Annotated in this window: 18 protein-coding genes and 1 tRNA gene; 6 read left to right on the top strand and 13 right to left on the bottom strand. The window is 35.6% G+C overall.

Features of this window, described 5'->3' with window-relative positions:
• Positions 1-14: 14 nt before the first annotated feature.
• From P178_RS0107080 to P178_RS0107045, 9 genes are all read right to left on the bottom strand, one after another.
• Positions 15-956, bottom strand: a complete 942-nt coding sequence (locus P178_RS0107080; protein WP_027065557.1) for a hypothetical protein — start codon at positions 954-956, stop codon at positions 15-17.
• Entirely contained in the window at positions 953-1,201 is a 249-nt protein-coding gene (locus tag P178_RS0107075) for a hypothetical protein (RefSeq protein WP_027065556.1), read from the bottom strand. The genes P178_RS0107080 and P178_RS0107075 overlap by 4 nt, the downstream gene beginning before the upstream one ends.
• A gap of 99 nt (positions 1,202-1,300) precedes the next feature.
• Positions 1,301-1,471 carry a hypothetical protein gene (locus P178_RS23185; RefSeq protein ID WP_155941591.1) on the bottom strand — a complete coding sequence of 57 codons (171 nt, stop codon included), beginning with the start codon at positions 1,469-1,471 and terminating at the stop codon, positions 1,301-1,303.
• A 53-nt stretch (positions 1,472-1,524) separates the two neighbouring features.
• Entirely contained in the window at positions 1,525-1,995 is a 471-nt protein-coding gene (locus tag P178_RS0107070; RefSeq protein WP_027065555.1) for a hypothetical protein, read from the bottom strand.
• Positions 1,992-2,207 carry a hypothetical protein gene (locus P178_RS0107065; protein WP_027065554.1) on the bottom strand — a complete coding sequence of 72 codons (216 nt, stop codon included), beginning with the start codon at positions 2,205-2,207 and terminating at the stop codon, positions 1,992-1,994. The genes P178_RS0107070 and P178_RS0107065 overlap by 4 nt, the downstream gene beginning before the upstream one ends.
• A gap of 142 nt (positions 2,208-2,349) precedes the next feature.
• Positions 2,350-2,979 (bottom strand): hypothetical protein, encoded by a 630-nt coding sequence (locus P178_RS0107060; protein ID WP_027065553.1) that lies wholly within the window; start codon positions 2,977-2,979, stop codon positions 2,350-2,352.
• A 20-nt stretch (positions 2,980-2,999) separates the two neighbouring features.
• Positions 3,000-3,614, bottom strand: coding sequence for a response regulator (locus tag P178_RS0107055; RefSeq protein ID WP_027065552.1), 615 nt, complete (start codon positions 3,612-3,614; stop codon positions 3,000-3,002).
• The gene (locus P178_RS0107050; protein WP_027065551.1) at positions 3,611-5,449 is read right to left on the bottom strand and encodes a sensor histidine kinase; all 1,839 of its coding nucleotides are present in this window, start codon (positions 5,447-5,449) and stop codon (positions 3,611-3,613) included. Before P178_RS0107050 ends, P178_RS0107055 begins: the two co-directional genes overlap by 4 nt.
• Positions 5,442-5,984 (bottom strand): hypothetical protein, encoded by a 543-nt coding sequence (locus tag P178_RS0107045; RefSeq protein ID WP_027065550.1) that lies wholly within the window; start codon positions 5,982-5,984, stop codon positions 5,442-5,444. The genes P178_RS0107050 and P178_RS0107045 overlap by 8 nt, the downstream gene beginning before the upstream one ends.
• Before the next feature lie 661 nt (positions 5,985-6,645).
• On the opposite strand from P178_RS0107045, the gene P178_RS0107040 reads away from it, so the two are divergent.
• From P178_RS0107040 to P178_RS21620, 3 genes are all read left to right on the top strand, one after another.
• Positions 6,646-7,671: a DUF1080 domain-containing protein gene (locus P178_RS0107040; protein WP_197026790.1), complete on the top strand. Its 1,026-nt coding sequence runs from the start codon at positions 6,646-6,648 to the stop codon at positions 7,669-7,671.
• 104 nt (positions 7,672-7,775) lie between these two features.
• Positions 7,776-9,041 carry a PQQ-dependent sugar dehydrogenase gene (locus P178_RS21625; protein ID WP_081819402.1) on the top strand — a complete coding sequence of 422 codons (1,266 nt, stop codon included), beginning with the start codon at positions 7,776-7,778 and terminating at the stop codon, positions 9,039-9,041.
• 9 nt (positions 9,042-9,050) lie between these two features.
• A complete protein-coding gene (locus P178_RS21620) occupies positions 9,051-10,055 on the top strand; it encodes a DUF3500 domain-containing protein (protein WP_051638196.1) in 1,005 nt (334 codons plus the stop codon).
• An 80-nt stretch (positions 10,056-10,135) separates the two neighbouring features.
• Here P178_RS21620 and P178_RS0107025 read toward each other — a convergent pair whose 3' ends face one another.
• The 4 genes from P178_RS0107025 to mce all read right to left on the bottom strand — a co-directional run bounded on the left by P178_RS0107025 (position 10,136) and on the right by mce (position 14,944).
• Complete coding sequence (locus P178_RS0107025) at positions 10,136-12,676, bottom strand: M14 metallopeptidase family protein (RefSeq protein WP_231500514.1); 2,541 nt, start codon at positions 12,674-12,676, stop codon at positions 10,136-10,138.
• A gap of 281 nt (positions 12,677-12,957) precedes the next feature.
• Positions 12,958-14,004 (bottom strand): sterol desaturase family protein, encoded by a 1,047-nt coding sequence (locus tag P178_RS21615; RefSeq protein ID WP_081819401.1) that lies wholly within the window; start codon positions 14,002-14,004, stop codon positions 12,958-12,960.
• Positions 14,005-14,321: 317 nt separating this feature from the next.
• Positions 14,322-14,395 (bottom strand) — tRNA-Ile (locus P178_RS0107015).
• Positions 14,396-14,539: 144 nt separating this feature from the next.
• Positions 14,540-14,944 carry a methylmalonyl-CoA epimerase gene (mce, locus tag P178_RS0107010; RefSeq protein WP_027065547.1) on the bottom strand — a complete coding sequence of 135 codons (405 nt, stop codon included), beginning with the start codon at positions 14,942-14,944 and terminating at the stop codon, positions 14,540-14,542.
• A gap of 66 nt (positions 14,945-15,010) precedes the next feature.
• Between mce and rbfA the strand changes: the two genes are divergently transcribed.
• The 3 genes from rbfA to P178_RS0106995 all read left to right on the top strand — a co-directional run bounded on the left by rbfA (position 15,011) and on the right by P178_RS0106995 (position 17,800).
• Positions 15,011-15,403 (top strand): 30S ribosome-binding factor RbfA, encoded by a 393-nt coding sequence (gene rbfA / locus P178_RS0107005; protein ID WP_027065546.1) that lies wholly within the window; start codon positions 15,011-15,013, stop codon positions 15,401-15,403.
• 4 nt (positions 15,404-15,407) lie between these two features.
• On the top strand, positions 15,408-16,613 hold the full coding sequence (locus P178_RS0107000) for an ABC transporter permease (protein WP_027065545.1): 1,206 nt from the start codon (positions 15,408-15,410) through the stop codon (positions 16,611-16,613).
• Between the two features lie 80 nt (positions 16,614-16,693).
• Complete coding sequence (locus P178_RS0106995) at positions 16,694-17,800, top strand: hypothetical protein (protein WP_027065544.1); 1,107 nt, start codon at positions 16,694-16,696, stop codon at positions 17,798-17,800.
• The last annotated feature ends 48 nt before the right edge of the window (positions 17,801-17,848 follow it).

Genomic DNA, 17,848 nt, shown 5'->3' with positions numbered 1-17,848 from the left:
TATACTGCTACTTATTATTTTATTAAATCTAGCCCTATAACTATCCCAGTCCATAATTTATCCTGATAAATCCAATTTTCTGCATTTCCAAAACCATGATCTAAACCAAATGCCAATCCAAGATTCAATTTATTAAAACTAAATACACCCGCAGTACCTATGCTATACCCCATAACAGTTTGGTTGACTAAAATATCTGGGGCAGTATTTTCAGGAGTAAGACCTACCGTTGTCAGTCCAGCAAATGGAGCTAAGGAAAATGTAATCTTATTTTTTTCATAACCAACCATACTACCATTTTTCCCATAAATTGGCCAAACTTTAGACAAATTCCACTGATATCCATATGCTATGCCTGCATTAAAATTTGTGGCAACCGTGCTAGGCATTTCACCTTTTTTGCCTCTAATTTTAAAAGGTATAGTTAAGGTTTGGAAAACCATTTTATTATCGCTATAAATTATTGGAACGGACTTTTTGAACTCGTTATCCTTTTCTGTTTCAATTTGATTCAGTAGGGGTTTTAAGCTAAGTTCTTTTAATTCGTCAGAGATTCTATCATTTAATGCTAAATCGTCAATTAAACCTGTTAAGCCAAGTTTAGTTTTATTTGCTGAAAATTTATTTTGATACGTATAAGCATCAAATAATTTTAATTTTCCAGAAGTATCATTAACCAAATCTGTCTTTGTTTTTATAGTATCAAGTACTTTAAAATCGCTTTTCAAACTACTAGGTTTCAACACAAGTTTATTTTCGTCAAGTTCCAACTTTACTATAGCGCCTTTCTTAGACTCATAGATAATAATATCATGTTCACGATTTTTAATAGCTTTTTTATCTTCAACTGTTTTATAAAGAATATTACCCTTATTTAATTTGACAAAATCCAATGTAGTTGTAGTGGCACAAGACCCAAATAGAAATATAGATAATAGTAGAATTGAATATTTCATGATATCTTTCCTTTTGGGGCTATTTGATAATTTGCTTCTTCTACTTCCGTATAAAAAATATTATTTTCAGGATTATATCCTACATTATCGTTCTCCAGTATATGTGAGAGAGCTATAAATCGGCTTAGTGAAATAGTTCCTGTATTTTTGACGCTATTTTCTCCTTGAAAACGAATCAATATTCTTCCGTATGGCTTTGGTGATTCTACTTGCAATATTTTTTTAAATCCAATTACTTTATACATAACTTATTGTTTTACATTTTTTTGTTAGTATGATAATTTCTAACTTTTTTTAATTTATTCTAAAACATGTTGATTTCTCTAGAATTAGACCTATAACATTTATTTATTATTACACCTCACCGGACTAGGAAACCATCTACATTTATTGTCTCTTGCTAGACTGCATACCCATAGATATCCTTCACTGGAACAAAAATCATCACCACAATTGCATTCATCTATTAAGCCTTCTTTTTCTAGCTCCTCTACCGATGCAGGAAATAGATCCATTTCTAACCCCTTTACCAACAATCTTTTTTTTCTTCTTTCATTTTTAATTGCTTTTATTCCTTCTTAAACTTCAAAATTTGTGAAAGTTGTTTTAATATTCTATAAGCATTCAATCCAGCAACAAAGGAGATTACAACCAAAGCTTCTAATTCTATTGGTTTATCACTTTGCTCAAAAGCTGCTAAATAACCCTGTTTGACCGCCAATACAAAAATTACCGCTGCTATACCTCCCCATACTTGTTTCAATAGATATCCGAAACCCTCATAATATGATGGTAGCACAACTTCACTAGGTTTTGTAACTAGAGTATTTATTTCTCTTGCAAAACCTATTGACATTTGACATGTTCCACCCAATAGTCCCATAAAAAAAGTAATGGAAAAGGTTTTGAAACCCCCAATAAAAATTGTTGACCACCATTGATGGTAATAAATGACAATCGGCATAAAGATTCCTAAGAAAAAACCCAAGGAAAGAGCAAATGGCACTTGGAGATAATGATTACGTGATTGGAAATTCATTTCTTTTTAGTCTTAACGGGCTCTATTTTCAATTTCTCTTCTGATAGTTCTTTTACCTCGTATATTTTAAGACTTTCAAATTCATCTTCAATTGGCATTGCCATTGGAGTCAAGTCTATACTTTCTATAGAATAATCTTCCAAATCATACTTTTTTAATACCGAATCAATATCCGAAATCAGATTCTTTAAGTTTTCATCCATATCTTTCATAATCCCAAAATTAGGTTTTGATAACACCAAAAAACATCCCCATTTCTAGGTATTTTTCACCATAAACCATTACTAATAAGCCATTTGAAAACAAAAAATGGAGCCAGAGCCCCATTGAATCGTTAAAATTGGTAGTGTGCTATTAAACCATACCAGCGGATTTTTCACGCATACCCCTATCTATAGATTCGACAATAAAGTAGATGGCAATTAAAAAGAGCCCAAGCCATTCTGCCCAGAGTAAGGTGAAAGAGTTGTTTTCTTCGCCTACTACATACGACAACAAAAAGTGTATGCCCAAAGACAAAAGGGTCAATACTCCCAAAAAATCGCCTAATCTTTTTAAGGGGGTCTCTTTGGTCAATAGCATGGCCAAAGCACGGCCCACAAAGAAAATGATGGCGAAAGAATAATGTACTACCTTATAATCTACATGGTTAAAAAAGAGCACCCCAAAAAGGGCCAACCCAAAAATAATGTTGTAACCCTTGCCAAACCTACTCTCTACGGCTGCCAAATATTCATTTTTTTGTACACTCATATGCTGGGCGCCATTATAAATAAACAATGCCCCCGCCAAAGTCAATAGACTACCAAACCAATAACTGTCTCTTAGTTCCATAGTAGTGCAATCATCTGCCAAATAAAGTAGTAAGGGAGTGAAAATCAACACAACCGCAATAAAACGTTCTAATTTTGCAAAATGATTCACTTTTTCAAACATTTGTTGACTAGTTATTATCACTTCGCTTTTAATTTCTTCCATTTTCATAGGCCCTTGGTTTTTTGGTTTTAAAACTCATACTTCTTCTCCACCGCATACCTCAACAATTCCCCAGCACCGCTCAACCCCAGTTTACGAATCATGTTTTTACGGTGGGTATCTACCGTGCTTTTGCCAATAAAGAGTTCGTCGGCTATTTGGTGGCTGGTATGGCCTTGGGCAATTAATTGTAGAATCTCTCGCTCACGAGAAGACAGCACACTTTTAGAGCTGTTCTTTTCCGCATCGGGAAAATGAATTTTTTTATCATAATAGGTTTTGCCATCGGCAACGGTACGTATGGCTTCCAAGACTACATCTAAGCTGCTATTCTTTAAAATATAGCCTTGGGCCCCAGCTGCCAACATTTGTTTTACGGCATCATCTTGATCAAACATGGTAAAGGCAACAACTTTGGTATGGGGCAGTTCTTTTAAGATAATCTTGGTGGCTTCAATACCATCTAACTTGGGCATACGAATATCGCATAACACTACCTTAGGCTGCCGTAATCGTACCAGTTTCAATAGCTCCTCCCCATTATTCGCATGGCCAATAACCGTAATATCATCTTCATACTTTACATATGATTTTATGCCATCTATAAGGGCTTGGTGGTCTTCGGCTATGGCTACGGTGATCATACAGGTATATCTATTAAAATGGAGGTCCCTTTACCCAGCACACTATCCACGGTGAAATTACCCCCTAAATGTTCTATGCGTTTTTCAATATTGGTAAGTCCCATGCCCGTCTTTGTCTTGCCCACGGTACTACGGTCAAAACCTTTTCCGTTATCCTCTACTATAATGTTCAAATTATCTTCATGCTGAGTCAATTGAATATTCAGTTTGGTCGCCTCGGCATGCTTAATGGCATTGGCCACCAATTCTTGTACCGTTCGAAAAAGGCTTAGTTCCAAGGAGTTTTCCAAACGCTCCCCCATGCCAAAATCTTCAACGGTTACTTCAAGGGCATTAGTTTCTGTGATAACCTGGGCCATTTTTTTAATAGCAGGTAAAAGTCCTTGACTACTCATAACCCCAGAGTTTTTACTATGCGCCATGCCCCTTACTTTTTGGTAGGCTTCTTCTAATAAGATTTGTGCATGCTGTAAAGCGGGGTCGCTATTTCTGTCTTTTACATTATCAAAATGAAGCTTGATGGTGGCCATTAAACTCCCTAAATCATCATGCAATTCATTGGCCACACGTTGGCGTTCTTTCTCTTGCCCAGTAATCATGGCATCAATCGTGACCAACTCTTGTTCTTTAAGCAGGTTGTCTACGCGTTCTTGTTTAAGCTGGGTTTCCTTTTCGGCCAACAAGCGTCTTTTTGTGGTGTTTTTTTGGAGCAAAATGGCAATGCCGGTGCCTAATATTAGAGCCGAAAGGGTCAATATTAAATAGTATTGATTGGTTTTACGTCTATTATCTAGTGATAATTTGTCTAGCTTTAATTTATCCGTTTCATTCTCCACAGAGAGTAATGCTGTTTCTAAAGAGTTGTTTTTTGCCCCAATTTTATATTCATTTTCTACGGAACGATTTAAATAAAAATAGGCCGAGTCGTAAGTTCCTTGCTCCTCCAAAATCCAAGAATTTAAACGATTGTAAAAAAAAGAATCCTTTAGGTTTTTTGAAGTTTTCTTATAGCGCTCTAAATAAATTTTTGCTTCGTCATACTTTTTTTCCTCTAACTTTAGACTGGCCATTTGCCAAAGGTTTGTACTGTGATAATCTTGCCAAAACAAAATGCCTGATGTTGCCGAATCTACCTTCTTAAAAAAGAATTCAGCTTTTTCAAAATCCCCAGAAAGTTTAAATTGAATTCCTTTTTCAAAATAATAGTAATTGAGATATGGATGATTTGGTGGTAAAAATGTTACCAAAGAATCCATTCTCTTACCAGAATTCACATAATCAAGATCTATTTTTAAATTATTATTGGCTTTAGATTTAAAAACGGTTTCAAATAGTAATATTCGAAAATCATCGGCGGCATCATCACTTAACTCTTTAAAATGGTCCAAATAAGGCACATATTGTTTGCTCCCAATAAATATTTCCGCCTTTATTAAATTCAAAATAGACGTTACTGCAAACTTAGAAAGTGGTCTATTGTCTTCTTTGTCAGCAATACCTTTTGCCTGTGAGAAGCTATTATAAGCTTGAAGAATCTTAGGTTGATCATGGTATTGATACAAATAACCATTTGTAATTAATTTTATTATTTCCAATTCTTTTGAGTCGCCAATAGACTTTTCTAAAATAGAAGAATTACTTTTTTTGTTTATCAAAACTTCAATTAACTCAAGTGTATGTTTCTTTAATTTAGAATCTTGAATTTTAGACGCGTTTAATTTTGCTTCCTCAAACCTTAAATTCCTAATAGAATTAAGTGTATTTGGAAAAACAGCATCCGTAGTATTTGAAACGGTCAAAAGAAAAACGAAAATAAAAGTAACAGCCTTATACAAAATTGGAATACGTGGTTTTACAACGGTCTTGTCTTGTTAGTTGCTCTTTATTATCAAGTCGATCCAACTCTTCAATTAAAGAACCATCGCGTTGATAAAACTCAGAATCAAAAATTCCCTCCCTTAAATGATCACTTTTACTCTTATTTGATAATTTTTGTAGTTCTCTTGTTACAATTAATCCTTTTAATTCGTCTATTGGTATATTATCGCATTTTACATTAAGTTGTCTCCGTTTTCCATGCCGACCTGCATTTGCCTTTAAGTATAGTGTTAATTTAGCCCCATTACCCTCTAGCTTAAATGCGCTTTTCGTTTCCTTTAGCATTCCAATATTGTAAAGACCTTTAAAATTAATAAGGGTCAAGGTCATACTTTTCAAAAAGCCCTTTTCTATGTTAAATTTTGCAGAAACCGCAAAGAAAGTCCCGTACAATTGGCTACAGTATATTAGTTGATTAGCCTTAGTATCAAGTTTGTTGATATTACATGTGATGTTGACGTTTTGCTCTTCTGTTGTTTCTTGATTGTTCATTATTCTAGCTTTTGGTTTGTTCAAATATGTAAAAAATGATGCTCTTTTAAAATCCCCATTACTAGGTATTTTTTAATGGATTCTCGCTTCTTTTCTTTGTGTAGCAATAAGAAGTTGGCCCATTAGAAGCGGCTTAATCATCATATTCGGGGGAACTATGGTATTACCAAACTGGTGGGCTTTTACAATTTAATATTTTATTAGGACATAACACAATAGAAAACCCACTATTCATTTGACTTACAAGTACTTGCTAGTTTCTGTTGGATCTTAATAAACTACAAAACCTTAAGTCTTAATAACGCTTGTTCAATTATAAAGTGTGGTTTTTAATCCGACCCTCCATCATATATAATATTAAATAACTTTATAGGCATCTCAAATATATATCCTGTTTAAATTTATCCATCACATCTAACGAATGATTTCGAAAATTATTTACCACGTTGACCTATATGTACTAGTTGTTCAATATTTTATTCTTTATTCAAATCTTAAAATTTATCCGCATCTCTACACACCAATAAACAACTTTGTGAGATACCTTAATTCCCTGTTAAACTTTAAAACAACAGGAGTCACCTACTATTATAATTCTTATTTTTAGTTAAGATACATGGTTCGTGTATCACCAAACCAACAAACTTAAATCAACAACAACATGAAAAAATTACCAGTTTTCCTCATGGCCTGTTTATGCGCCATAACTTCTTCAATTGCAAAAACTACAGATGTACTCCCCGAACCTGAAAACACCTTTATTGGCACTTGGACCATAGATGTCGTCGGTGGCGGTGTCGCTTGGCTAAAAGTGCATGAAGACCAAGGCGTTTTAGATGGAGAATTATTATGGATAGGAGGCAGTGTGCTTCCAATATCCGATGTGTATTTGGTAAATGAGAATACTTTGATCGTTACCCGTACTTCTGATGAAAAGCTTAAAACAACTTCAGGAAATGAACGCACACACACCAGAACATGGACAATGCGCATTACCAAAATAAATGAAGCCATTGCTGGTACTATGACCGGACCTGCTTGGAGAAAAACAGGCGAAAACATAAGTTATTTTACAGGTTCCCGTATGCCTGCTGTTGGTCCTGCACCTAATTTGAAAGCATTAAAATATGGAAAGTCTATAAAGTTATTTAACGGAAAAGACTTGACCGGATGGAGAACCATTGACCCAAAAAGCCCGAACGGATTTAAAGTGGTAAACGGAACCATGCAAAATGACCCGGTACAACCTGAAAATGGAGAGCACATTTATTATGGAAACCTACGTACCGACCAAGAATTTGAAGATTTTAATCTAAAATTAGAGGTTAATGTACCTAAAGGAAATAATAGCGGTGTTTACCTTAAAGGGTTATATGAAATACAAGTTGTGGACTCTTATGGTCTAGAGTTAGACAGTCATAATATGGGAGCATTGTATAGTCGTGTTACTCCAAGTGAAAATGCTGAAAAACCTGCAGGCGAATGGCAAACCCTAGATATTACTCTGGTAGACCGTCATGTAACGGTTATTTTAAATGGAAAAAAGATAATTGACAATGCTGCCGTTGAAGGTCCTACTGGTGGGGCAATCAGTTCTGATGTATTTGCTCCGGGTCCTATTTACTTACAGGGCGACCACGGTAATGTAGCATATAGAAATATTGTATTGACGCCAATACAAAAATAACTAGTCTAGAATACAGAAAACACTCAATAATGACATCGTAATATAACGGTGTCATTCTTTTCTGTGGTTTTAGTTGTCACATAACAACTTATTAAAATCAACCTATGAACATCAACTTTAAAATCAAAAACCGACTGCCATTTCTTACCACAATGGTATGTGCTGTTTTATTCATTCAGTGCAAAACGGAACCCAAACCTGTTGCAAAAACAGTTATTAATAAAACCATTTTAAAAGCTCCCGACGGATTTTCAGTTGCCGAAATCGGTAAAGATTTGGGTGCTGTGAGGCATTTGACCGTTGCAAAAAACGGAGACATCTATGCCAACAGATCTGTATTAAAAGACGGTAAGGCAATTATCTTACTTAAAGACAGCAATGACGATGGCACTATAGATGAACAACACCAATTTGCCGAGTTGCCAGGCACCGGAATTTTAGCTACCGATGACTACCTATATGCTTCTTCTAATTCTGCCGTATTCCGTTATCAGCTAAATGAAAACCATGAGATTGTTGACACAAATTCTCCGGAAAAATTAGTGGACGGACTCATTGATATGGGCATGGACAATGCCAAACCCTTTACCATTGATAATAATGAAAACCTATATGTAACCATTGGTTCTTGGAACGACGCCTGTAGGGATGATAATTCAGGTATGATGCCGTGTACTTTATTGGACTCTGCAGGGGGTATCTGGAAGTTTAAAGCCAATATGCTCAATCAGACTTTTGCTGATGGTTCGCGATACGCTACGGGACTTAAAAATGCGGTGGGTATCAACTGGAATGCTAAAACGAATTCCTTATTTGCAACAGATCATGGTCGCGGTGGATTGCACAATTTTTATCCTGATCTATTTACCCAAAAACAGGATAATGAATTACCTGCGGAAACTTTATATGAGCTTAAAGAAGGTGATGATGCGGGATGGCCTAAAACCTATTACGATCATTTTAAAAACAGTCGAATGCTTGCTCCTGAATATGGTGGTGACGGTGAGCAAATAGCCGAAGAAAATTTTATAAAACCTTTAGTAGCCTTTCCTGCACATTTAGCCCCTAATGATTTGTTGTTCTATACCGGTGATATGTTTCCTGAGAAATATAAGAACGGAGCGTTCATTGCCTTTCACAATCAATCGTCTGAACTTAAAAAAGGATTCTTTGTAGCTTTTGTTCCTTTTAAAGATGGAAAGCCTAGTGGTGATTGGGAAATTTTCTTGGACAACTTTGCTGGATTCGATTTAGCAAACCCATCAGAAGGTACATTAAAACATCGCCCTTGTGGATTAGCACAAGGTCCGGATGGCGCATTATATGTGTGTGATGATTTTGGCGGAAGTATATTTAAGGTAACCTATTAATTTTCACACATGAAAAAGCTTTTTATTCTAATCATTGTTGCCGTTTTTCCTTTGTGTGGGTTCGCTCAAGATGTTACGATTGTAAATCAATTTATCAGCTCTTTAACAGCACCACAAAAGTCAAAAATAGTACATGAATTTAAAGAAGATACACGAGAAGATTGGCACTTTCTACCTTGGAGTTCTTATCAAAGACAGGGACTTCCTTTAAAAGAGCTAACCGCAAATCAAAAGAAATTGGTTCACAAGCTTTTGCAATCTTCATTAAGCGAAACGGGCTATAAGCAGACCACCGAAATTATTGGTTTAGAAAACGTATTGGCTGCTATTTCTGGAGACTCGGTCTATAGAGATCCCCAAAAATATTACGTTTCTATTTACGGCAACCCTGCAAATGAAGATACATGGATGTGGACTTTTGAAGGGCACCATGTGTCTTTACACTTTACAACCGTTGCCGATATGGTTTCCTATTCTCCAAGATTCTTTGGTTCTAATCCTGGAAGAATAATGGATGGGGAACATAAAGGATTTAGTCCGCTGGTAAATGAAGAAGACTTAGGGCTAGCGCTCGTAAATATGTTAAGCGATAACCAGAAAAAAATTGCAATTTTTAATGACAAAGCATATAACGATATTCAAAGCTGGAATAATTCTGTAGCAGAAAAACTTCCCTCTGAAGGTATATTGGTAAGCGATTTAAATGCAAACCAGAAAAAACAGGTTATGCGTATTATTCATGAATATGTATCTACCATACCAACAGATCAAGCCAAGGAAAAAATGGATGCAATTAGAAACGAAGAATTAGATGACATGCGATTTGCATGGGCTGGGGCAACGGTTCTTGGTAAAGCACATTATTACCGTATTCAAGCCAAATCATTTATGATCGAATTTGATAATAGCCAAGACTATGCCAACCACATACATTCTGTCTGGCGTGATTTTGATGGTGATTTTGGTAGAGATTTATTAAAAGAACATTACAAAAACAGTACACATCATCACTAAGGTTTTCTTAGAATATTAAAAAAAAGCCCATCAGAATCTGATGGGCTTTTTTGTATTTAATTAATTATTTCTAAAATCACTTACTCTGCAGCACCTTCAAAAATGCTGTTGAAAATAAGCTTGTACGTTCCTCTTGGTTGCGCTCTAAATTGAGGTCTAAATGCAAACAACACTACAGAACCTTTACCATAAGTTGCTTTTACCATAGCTGGCTTTTTAGCAATGTACTTTTTCTCGCCCATTGCCCAGCCGCTCATTAATAAATCTTTTTCTGCATAGTTGGCAATAACTTCAACCTGTGGTGCCGGAGCATCTTTGATATCTTCTGTACCGCCTTCTCCCTTTTTCTCTTGTTTATCTATAACAAAAGCACGACTCTTATTAAAAGAAACCGCAACAGTGTCTTGCATACCAAAAGCCAACGGATGGGTTGTGTCTATCCCTGTTTTTATCAATGATCCAGGTATAAAGAACTCCTTACTATCCGTACCTTCCGTAGCATCTTTAATTGGCAAGCCAAATTGTTCTATTACATAATTACTGGCATCATCAAAAGCAATTAACGTTCCACCATTTTTTACATATTTGCTCAATGCTAAAGATCCTTCTAAACCAATACCTCCTGTAAATTTCTCTGGCATTTTTAATGGCGAATTACCATGTAAGATTGATTTTGCACGTTGAGACGGAAGTATTAAAACATCATACTGAGACAAATCTTTTGTTTGAATATCTTTATCATGAAGCGTATCTGTTTCAAAAGCATATTCATCCATTATAAAACGTGTCCATCCTTCATCCATATTAGAAACCCAAGATTTGTATAGCCCTACTTTTGGAGCATGTACCTTAGTCAATTCTACTTTTGGCTTTGCCGATAGCCCTGTAACTTCAAGACCATATTCGTTTGCCAAATCTTCTATAGAAGCACTACCACCAGATACAATATAAGAACCTGCAGGATACTCTGTTTTCCCAGATTTAAAGGATGCTTTCGTTTTATATGCCGTACCACCTGCTTTCAACACTTTATTTGTTGCTACTACAGATGCATTGCTATTGGCACTTAATAAATATCCAAAAGAAGCATTGCCTTTTACCTCACCTTCATAGTAAGATGCTAAATCTGACAACTTCTCTGTAGCCACTTCAAAAGGTTCCGCAATTTTATCTACCGTAACTCCCATTTGCATAGGTAGTGTCCAACCAGCTAAATCATACGGAGTATCTGGAGGACCACCAGGATATTGAAAACGAGTTGGATAATTTTGCTTTTCCATCAAGTCCATTAAATAGGGTCTAAACGCTTGTGCCGTATAAATTACATAAGCTCCTTTTTCATATTTCTTTCCGTTGATTTCAACGTTTTTGGTCGTTCTTTCTATTTCAATTCCACCTCGTTGCAACACATTTACAAGGTTTACAGACTCAAAAGCATCCCATTGTTCTTTTCCGATTACATAAGCAAACGGACCTTCTGTTTTAGACTCTTCAATTGCAGAAGCACCCATTTTGTAGATATTATGAAGATAATTGCTTTTGCGGTCAGCTGCTAAATCTAACGTTGCCCATGTAGCGGTCAACATATAATCTACGGCATCACGAAAATGAGATTCGCCACCTTTCCATGGATCTGGGTACATAATATCAGTACCATCTGTAGGAGTACCCCCAGCAACTGTTTTAGGTAGTTTCTCTGGATCGTAAAATCTTGGTGTTGGTGAGGTATGACCCACTTCTGTCAAAATACCGATCATGTTATGGTAGTAAGGTGTTGTACGACCTCCACCGTTCCAAAACATGGTATAAAAGTTATCGGCAATTGCTCCAGGCATATTCTCCAATGAAAAACGTTTGGTCATAGCAGAACCTACTTCACTAACCCCCGCGGTAATCGCTGGATGGATTTTAGGGTTCACTGGATCTGCATATGGTGGCAAAGATATTTTTGTCCACGATGGAGAAGATTGGTGGTGGTTATACACAATCTGCGGATACCACTCGTTGTATAAAATCTTGGTGACATTATACGTCTCTGGCATGGTATTCATAAACCAATCCCTATTATTATCGTGACCCATATAGTAATGATATAAAATTGGAGGTCTAGATGTTTCATAGGCGGTACCTAAATTTTTCTTGTACCAGTCTACCACAATATCTAACCCATCAGGATTCATTACCGGCATTAAAATAGTAATGACGTTTTCCCTAATTTTTTTCATTTCAGTACTTTCAGAAGTGGTCAAGGTATACGCCAATTCTGAAGTCATTTGACCGTGAGCTAATTCGGTAGAGTGCATTCCGCCATCTACCCAAACAATTGCTTTACCTTCTTCAGATAATTTTAAAGCTTCATCTTCAGAAACTTGTACTCGTGCTAATTTAGTACTGATGTCTTTCCACTTGTCTAAATCTTTTAAGTTCTCTTCACTAGAAATAAACAGGATGTACATTTTTCTACCCAACACTGTTGTGCCTATTTCTACTTTTTTAACCCTATCGGATGAAGCATCTAATTGAGATAAATAATCTTCAATTTGGCTGTAGTCTGCCAATTTATAATCGTCGCCGACCTTAAAGCCGTAAACATCTTCTGGAGAAGGTACTTTTTGCGCCATCGAAACAGATATGCACGAGAGGGCTAGTACAAGGGTCAGTAACACCGACTTGCACTTAGAGTTTTTTGTAGTCATTTTCGAATTAGTTTGTTTGAACTAGGAATTTAAGAAATAGTAGAGAGCTAGATAAATGTTACGAAGAAAGATTATGTTAAAAGAAATGTTAATTTCTAAGTCGGTAATCTAACGGGGTTGATTTTATTGAATTGTATGTTAAGCTGAATTCTATGAGTAATTTAGAAAACACTTACGAGCTAATGGTACCTAGTATAAAAAGAAATTCACTTTATAATATTGTTATTTATTGGACCAGGCTGTTGAACTTTAATAGCGCGATTATAGGCAGGATTATTTTGAAAATACTCCGCCCGAGTAATTTTAGAGGTTTTGTGATCTCCCGTATGGCTCCACCCTGGTGGCATAAAAACATACATAATCTTATTTTTTATTCCTGGTGCCTTACTTACATCTTTAAAAAGAGCCGCGAATTCACCAAAATAGACATCAAGAAAATTACCCGAATCCATTTCTCTAGTAATACCATATTCTATTTCAATTTCTTTCTTCTCTTCTTGATACGTACCAAAAGCATGGTCCCATATATTCAATAGATTACAGAAATTAGTATCCATATACAACGGATTTCTTGCATGATGTACACGGTGGTGAGACGGTGTAAGCATTATCTTGTTTAAAGGTCCGAAACGTGCATCTTTAATTACATTCTCACCTATATGGATAAATGCTCCATAAGTACCATCTATAAACATAATTAAAAACAACAGTTCTGGTTGAATACCTAATAAAATACAGACCGTAGTACGTATAGTATCTGCATAAGGCGCCTCTAAAAAGAAGTGTGCATGCGTTACCGAAAGATTCATGTTTTCAGGTGCATGATGTGTGGAATGAAGACACCAAAAAAGACGGACTTTATGACCCCAATAATGATATAGAAAATGAGCAAGCTCCCACACGATATAGCCATAAATGAACCAATACCAAGTCATTTCTGTCTGGAACGGTGCATAAGATTGAAATAAGCCAATGCAAATTGTTACCATAGCAATAGCGATAAACCTACCTATAAATCTATTAAACACATATATTAAGAAATTTACCTTGTATACTTTGGTATCTGGCTTTTTATAGATTAAACCTAAAATCAATTCTAAAATTAATAAGAGCGGTATAATAGGGTAGATGAGCGATACTACACCATCAAATGTTCTGAACTTACCATAGTCTCCTGTCTGTAATATTTCAAAAGCATTTGAAATACCTAGAAACCCAATTATTTCATTAAAAAATGTTTCGAAAATTTCCATGATTATTGTTTTAGTAAAATATTGATGACATCACTACGAATACGTCATTAATTCTGATACGAAATTATAAATATGATTGATTCTACTAAAGAACTTTAAAAATAACAAAGGCATAAACAAATTCGACGAACAAGAGATCGGGGTCGACCGAAGTTGGATTTATTGAATGGAGTATATACTAAGAAAACAGGTATCTAGGCTTAAATTATTAGATAAACTTTGAAAAAATTAGAGGTTGAGCAAGTAGATATAAAGCGTATACCTGAATTACGACATTCTTAAAAACAAAAAAGAGAAGCCTTTTTGGCTTCTCTTAGTGGTCCCACCTGGACTCGAACCAGGGACCACCTGATTATGAGTCAGGTGCTCTAACCAGCTGAGCTATAGGACCGGTTACAATTCTATACTTTGCCCTGTAAACCCTTTATTCGATTAAAACCGATAAAGACTGGTGCTCAAACCAGCAATTACAGAACTCGCGAATTGCGGATGCAATATTACTACTTATTTTTAACTGACACAAACAAAATAGTGCTTACTCCTTAATTTCTTGACACAACTCTACCAACACCCCATTTGCTGTCTTTGGATGAACGAAAGCAACTAACTTATTATCAGCTCCTTTTTTGGGTTTTTCATTTAGTAACGTAAACCCTTCTTTCTTTAAACGTTCCATTTCTGCAACAATATCTTCTACCTCAAATGCTACATGGTGTATGCCTTCTCCCTTTTTTTCTAAGAATTTGGCAATAGGTCCATCTGGTTCTGTGGCAGACAAAAGCTCGATTTTATTAGGTCCGTTTTGAAAGAAAGAAGTCATTACGCCTTCAGAAGCTACTTCTTCTTGTTTATAGGGTGCTACACCCAATAATTTCTCAAAAAGCGCATTGGAATCTTCCATGTTTTTCACCGCTATACCTAAATGTTCTATCTTTTTCATGTCTAAATTTGCTTCAGAGTGCATCACATAGGGGTTAAGATACATTTTAATATGTATTTTTGCAGTATGGAAACGCAAAGACAACGTAAAATAGCTGGGGTCATTCAAAAAGATATTGTAGATATTCTACAAAAAGCTGCCATTGATGGCGGACTTCGTAACACCCTTATATCTGTGTCTAAGGTTGCAGTGACCACAGATTTATCTATCGCAAAAATTTACCTAAGTATTTTTCCGAACGATAAAGCAGGTGAATTAATGGAAGGTATTAAATCTAACCAGCCATTAATTAAACACGAACTTTCTCAGCGTACCAGAAACCAACTGCGTAGGGTGCCAGAATTATTATTCTATTTAGACGATTCATTAGATTATATCGAGAATATTGAAAAGTCTTTGAAAAGAGAAGAAAACCCTATAGAGAATAGAGATTTATTACCTAAGCGTAAAAAGTCTTAATCGGTTGAATTTTCCGCTCTATATCGCCAAAAGATATGTACGTTCAAAAAGTACCCAGAACGCGGTTAACATCATTAATTTTATTACCTTTTTAGTTATAGTTATTGGTTCTGCAGCACTGTTTATTGTGCTTTCGGCTTTCGCCGGATTAAAAACCTTTAGCCTTTCCTTTACCGAGTCTTTTGATCCACAATTAAAAGCACTACCCGCCACTGGAAAGATTTTTACCCTATCACCAGAGCAAGAACAACGTTTACAATCTGTAGACGGACTCGCATTTTACTCTAAAGAAATAGAAGAGAAAGTATCTCTTGAACATCGAGGCAAAAATCATATTGCATATATAAAAGGTGTGGATAGTAACTACACCAAGGTTACCGGTGTAGACAGCACGCTCTATATTGGAGATTGGACTATTAACGACACTCAAGTTGTAGCGGGTTTGGGTATTGCCAATATTCTTGGGGTAACCATTAACCAGTTTCGCAGTCCAATGCAGATTTATGCTTTTAAACCCGGTAAAGGCTCTATATCTCAACAAAGTATATCATCGCTCTACAATCAATTGCCTATGGTTATTGGTGGGGTATATGCCGTAGAAGCTGACTTGGATAATAAATATGTATTTGCCGATTTACGTTTGACTCAGGCATTATTAGAAAAAGATTCCCTACAGATTTCTGGTATTAATTTTAAGATGGATGATAGTGTTGAGCCTAGTGCTGTACGCTCAGAAATTCAGTCTATTTTAGGTTCTAATGTGCAATTAAAAAATAGACAACAGCTGAATAGTACCCTCTATAAAATGTTGAATACCGAAAATGTAGCTACGTATCTTATTTTCACCTTAGTACTTATTATTGCTCTTTTCAATGTTGTTGGTGCTATCATTATGATGATATTAGACAAGCAACAGAATTCAAAAACACTGTACAGTCTTGGTACAACGATTAAGGAGTTAAGACGTATTTACTTTGTTCAAGGAATTCTTGTTACAGGTTTTGGAGGTTTAATTGGCGTGCTAATAGGCGTGCTAATTGTATGGTCACAACTGGCATTTAGTTGGCTAAAAATTACACCATCACTAGCCTACCCAGTAAAGTTTGAGTTCATTAATATTACCATTGTTTTGGCAACAATTATTGTACTTGGTGTTATTGCTTCTAAAATAGCTAGTAGCCGTATCAATAAAAAATTGGTAGACCTTTAGAAGGTCCTCATTATCTCCGCAATACAATTTCCCACCTTTGTTTTTGTTATCTTATAGCACAATTAACCATTAACAAAGGCATGAAGATTTCAAAAGTACCCTCCCCTACACTTTTAGTTATAACATTAATTATCTGTTCTCTTTTCACCACAAACGCACAGAAAGCTGGTGGGTTTTACGAAAAGCTACGAGAATTTAATTTCCCGTATTCCCCTGCTCCTGCTGGTGTAGTATATTATAAAATGGACCACAATTTAAAATCTGGTAGTATTACCATGAAAGACTACCGTGGTGAAATTGTTACTATTGATAATTTTAACCATAAGCGCCCCACTTATCATCCTGACTATAAAAATTATACGAATCCGCTTAGTGTGCTTCAAACGTATGATGACTTAAAAAGCAATAAAACCAACACCATTTATTACAACCTAAACAGTAGTAATATTGAATTGTATTACAATAAAGGTGAAAGCGATACTATCTATGATGTGTTCGCCAATTTTAAAGCTAAATATACTGCCAAATACCATGGCAAAATTATAGCTGAAGATTCTTTAATATTTAACGACAAAGTAGGCGAAATTGTTAGTAAGCTTAAAGGCAAAGATTTTGCTATAGTAGCTGTAAATAAAAGTAAAAATGTTTCCTACGATGCAAATGACCAAATTCTTGTAACGGTACATAATGCTTACCAAGGTTTTGTAAGAAGAGCACAAATGTCTTATGGCAAAAACAATATGGCTTTTATTAAGCTTAAGAAAACAAAGAAACTTGCTTCTGAAGATGACGTAAACCAACTTACGGAAGCTATTAAAAACTTGCAAGCCATAGATACAGGTCTTAAATCTAGAAATACAAGAAACGAAGAAGTACAACGGTTAATTGAAAAAATTACTGCCTTAATTGATTCTGAAGATTACAAGACATACGATGATTACAAAGTGTTTGTACACGGAAATTTAGGCTCGTTATATACTCTTCTAGAGGATTATGACACAGCAATAGCTCAATATGATTTAGGCTCATCATATAGCTCTCGTGGCGGTCTAAGTTCTTACCTGAATGATGGTAAACATAAAGCCGAATTTAGAAAGGAACGAAAAGAAAAGTTGTTTCTCGATGGAGAAAACAGCGTAAAACCTGAGTTTAGCGAAAGATACAATAAGCGATACCAAGGCAACTAACCAAAATTTATCTATAAACAGTATTTCATTTTCAGAACATGAAATACC

Origin of the sequence: Maribacter sp. Hel_I_7, assembly GCF_000688315.1 — a bacterium.
Taxonomy (GTDB): domain Bacteria; phylum Bacteroidota; class Bacteroidia; order Flavobacteriales; family Flavobacteriaceae; genus Maribacter; species Maribacter stanieri.
Note: the sequence above shows the minus strand (reverse complement) of the source record. Positions and strands in the feature narration are given on the sequence as shown.